Below are 1,382 nucleotides of genomic sequence, written 5' to 3' on the forward strand. Positions count from 1 at the left end.
CTGCTTGACCACCCAGTCGGGATCTGGATTGGATCCCAGTTTGGAAAAGCGGGAGTAGTCGATCGTCAGATAGCTATCTTTGAACTCGATGTCGGGCCGGATTTCGTAAGACACCCAGTCGGCGAGATAAGCGCCGGCAAGATTCCAGTTCGCCTTTTCGAGCACGGTGGCGATCGAGAAGAACCACGCGCAATAGAAGGTGTAGAGAATGCAGAGAAGGATGCCGATCGGGACGGCGTAGCGCTTCCATAGAGAGCGCCGGAAGGCGTCCGGGTGGCGAGCGGCGATGTCGTCGATAGCGTCGGCGTTCATGGTGTTACTCTCCGCGCCCGTATGCGAACGCTTGCCGTCCGACAAGACGATGCCTCAGCCATGCCGAAAACTGGTCGACAGCGACTATCGTGCAGAACAGCAGAAAGACGATGGCAATGGTCTTGGCCTCATGGCCTCGGCCGATCGAAAGACGCAGGGATTCGCCGATGCCGCCGGCGCCGACGGCACCGAGAATGGTCGAAGCGCGCACATTGATCTCGAAGCGGAGCAGGAAGTAGCTCATGAAATTGGGCAGGACCTGAGGCACGATGCCGAACCACACCCGTTCGATCCAGTTGGCGCCAACAGCCCGCAAGCCTTCTTCAGGCTTCATGTCGGCATTTTCGACCACTTCGAAGAACATTTTTCCGAGCGCGCCGACGGTGTGGATGCTGACCGCGAGGATCGCCGGAATCGGTCCAAGCGAGAAGACCGCCAGAAAGAAGCCGGCGATGACGATTTCCGGAAAGGCGCGGACGATTTCAAGGAAGCGGCGCGTGGTGAAGCGGAGCCAGCGGCTGGCCGTGATGTTGCCTGCAGCCAGGAAGCAGAGCAGGAAACCGAATGTGGAGCCCACCAGCGTCGAAAACAGGGCAATGTTCAGCGTCTCGATCATCCGGTGGAAATACTCCGGGATGTAGATGCCTTGGGTCAGGTAGACCCGACCTTCGGGGTAGTCGAACTTGAGGCTGCCATCGTCATAGGGGGAAGGCCAGTCGAACAGCGCGCGCACCGGGTCGAACCAGTCGCGCGGCTTCAATTCGGTGAAAAAGTCGGCGATGTAGGGAAGGCGGTCCAAGAACTTTCCGGCGTTGGTTTCGTTGGCGAACCAGAGCGAGCCAGAGAGTGCAAGAAACAGGAAAGCCATGCCACCGATCGTGTAAAGGCGCCGGCGAGCGGCGAGGTCGCGCCAGTGCCGCTCGACTCTGGCTGCCTCCGGTGAAAGCGCAGGCGCGCGGTAAACATCGGTCGCACTCATCGATAGATTCCCGACGCTGATGCGGCAACGCCGCCGGCGGCACATGGCCCCGGCGGCGTTGTGGCAGTTTACTTACGAGCCGATCTTCGCC

Annotated in this window: 1 protein-coding gene and 1 pseudogene; both read right to left on the bottom strand. The window is 60.1% G+C overall.

The genetic code is table 11. From position 1 onward, the window contains the following. Positions 1-312 (bottom strand): annotated as a pseudogene (locus EOA86_RS34730) (phosphonate ABC transporter, permease protein PhnE); the annotation flags it as partial. Positions 313-316: 4 nt separating this feature from the next. Beyond that, positions 317-1,291 carry a phosphonate ABC transporter, permease protein PhnE gene (phnE, locus tag EOA86_RS34735; RefSeq protein WP_128345629.1) on the bottom strand — a complete coding sequence of 325 codons (975 nt, stop codon included), beginning with the start codon at positions 1,289-1,291 and terminating at the stop codon, positions 317-319. Positions 1,292-1,382 lie beyond the last annotated feature (91 nt).

The sequence above is a fragment of the Mesorhizobium sp. M5C.F.Ca.IN.020.32.2.1 genome (assembly GCF_004023105.1).
GTDB classification, from domain to species: domain Bacteria; phylum Pseudomonadota; class Alphaproteobacteria; order Rhizobiales; family Rhizobiaceae; genus Mesorhizobium; species Mesorhizobium wenxiniae.